The organism is Aliiglaciecola lipolytica E3, assembly GCF_000314975.1.
Lineage (GTDB): Bacteria > Pseudomonadota > Gammaproteobacteria > Enterobacterales > Alteromonadaceae > Aliiglaciecola > Aliiglaciecola lipolytica.
Map to the genome: position 1 here is coordinate 1 of NZ_BAEN01000028.1, position 1,884 is coordinate 1,884.

The window sequence follows — 1,884 nt, forward strand, 5'->3', positions numbered from 1 at the left end:
CGGACGTTGAGGCTGTAGAAAAACCTCAAATCAGGTATAAAAAATACACAATTATTGCTTCCCACAGATCATCGTTTGTGATCCAATAGGTATTATCAATTAGGCACAGGAGCCTTGGTGATGCCACGCTTTATCCCTCTTAATTATCAGCAAAATTCTATGGTCGTGATTAATTATCTTGACCAACTTCAGTCCGGTACATTTGAGCATGCGATTCATCATTTGATTGATGAGCGACTCGATTTGTCCGTGTTTTATCCTAAGTACCAGAATGATGCTACTGGACGGCCAGCTTATGATCCTGGGGCATTGTTGAAAATAATTCTGTTTGCCTATTCCAAAGGCATTACCTCGAGTCGTGAAATCCAGTGGTGCTGTGAAACCAATGTGATTTTTAAGGCGTTGAGTTGTGACACAGTGCCGCACTTCACAACTATTGCCAACTTTGTCAGTGGGCGCAGAAAGGAGATTGAGAAGGTCTTCGAACATGTGCTGTTGATATGTCATACTCAGGGTTTACTAGGCAACGAGCTGTTTGCCATTGACGGTTGCAAAATGTCTTCAAATGCGGCCAAAGAGTGGTCGGGTACATTTAAAGAGCTTAAAGAAAAGCGGGCGAAGCTCAAGCGGCAAATCCGTTATCAGATGCGTGAGCATGAGAAATTGGACAAATGTGAAGCGGCGGATGAAGTCCGTAAACAGCGTGCCGCGCAAACGATAGACACCTTAAATAAAGCACATGACAAGATTGATGCGTTCCTAAAGCAAGCGGCTCCACGGATGGGAAAAGGCAAGCGGATACAGGAAGTCAAAAGTAATATCACGGATAATGAGTCTGGAAAAATGACCACCAGTAAAGGCACCATCCAAGGGTACAACGGGGTAGCGACGGTGGATAAGAAACATCAAGTTATCGTTGATGCTCAAGTGTTTGGTGAAGGACAAGAGCATCACACTTTGCAACCGGTGCTAGTCAATATCCAAGACCGTTTCCGGCGTTTAGCGATTAGTGATGATATCCTTAAAGCGCAAACCATTATCACCGCTGATACAGGGTTTGCTAACGAATCAAACATGCAATACCTGCACGATAATGGCGTCAACGCCTACATTCCCGACAACCGATTCAGAAGCCGTGACCCTAAGTTCAGCGAACAAAAACAAAAGTACGGTAAACGTCATCAAGATAAAACGTCGCGTAATAAAACCGTCATTCCGGCGAGTGAATTTAGCTTCGACCCAGTGAATAATAGTTGCGTCTGTCCAGCGGGCAACATCATCAGTTTCAGAGGTATACGAGAGAACGAGCAAGGCATAAAAACCGCTTACTTCGAAGGCAAGTTATTACAATGTCGACACTGCGATAAAAAAACACAGTGTATGCATAACCCTAGCGCAGCAGACCACCGCAAAGGCGCTGGGCGGCAAGTCTCGTTTAGACTCGACAGTAACCGCCCTCCGAATTATACCGATTGGATGAAGCACCGTGTTGATAGCCCTAAGGGAAAACAAATTTACAGTCATCGAATGTCAGTGGTAGAGCCGGTGTTTGGCAATATTGGCACGAATAAAAAGCTGAATCGATTTAGCCTTAGAGGCAAAGATAAGGTACAGACCCAATGGTATTTGTACTGCTTGATACACAACATTGAAAAACTTAAGAATTACGGTCAGTTAGCGGCATAATCTCGCATCACTAATCCTTCGCAAGCCCGCTAAAATCAATCCCCAGCAATGCCATAACAGCCGAATACAAAATTAACCCAAAATCCCGTTAATAAAATTGAAAAATCATGATGTTCAAGGCAAAGTAGTGAAAGTTTAAAAATAAACAGAGTAGTAGGAAATGCACAAACAAAACAGCCTTTTTCTACAAGCTCGTTA

Annotated in this window: 1 protein-coding gene; it reads left to right on the plus strand. The window is 43.6% G+C overall.

Annotated elements, in window-relative coordinates; translation table 11 throughout:
• Positions 1 to 120 precede the first annotated feature (120 nt).
• On the plus strand, positions 121 to 1,686 hold the full coding sequence (locus tag GLIP_RS06370) for an IS1182 family transposase (protein ID WP_008843777.1): 1,566 nt from the start codon (positions 121 to 123) through the stop codon (positions 1,684 to 1,686).
• The last annotated feature ends 198 nt before the right edge of the window (positions 1,687 to 1,884 follow it).

What these genes read in the sequence shown, in the direction of transcription:
- GLIP_RS06370 (WP_008843777.1), top strand. Translation starts at nt 121, where the DNA reads ATGCCACGCTTTATCCCTCTTAATTATCAGCAAAATTCTATGGTCGTG.